We start from the raw sequence: 278 nt of genomic DNA, 5'->3' as shown, positions 1-278 counted from the left end.
CGCATAGATGATGACCGCGCCGGTGGCCGGGTCGTCGGCATAATGATCCAACACCTCGGCTAGGCCGATGTCGGCCTCATTGCCCGTGGTCAGCATGTACGAGATCGGCACCCCTCGTGCTTCGAGCGAGCTGGCAAGATGCACGCCAATGCCGCCGCTCTGTGCGGCGATCGCGATGGCTGGGCCGGCGTCGTCCTGCAACTGCGAAGGCAGGTCGATGGGAACCATCATCAAGTGGAAGCCATCGACATAGTTGTAGTAGCCGACGGTATTCGGAC

The 278-nt window shown here is 61.9% G+C and carries 1 pseudogene; it reads right to left on the bottom strand.

The features are described 5' to 3' along the window. Window positions 1–278, bottom strand: a pseudogene (locus tag ACPYOJ_RS35250) (hypothetical protein); the annotation flags it as partial.

The organism is Rhizobium sp. SVR5-9E (assembly GCF_056755095.1).
This window is presented reverse-complemented; position numbering and strand designations above follow the sequence as displayed.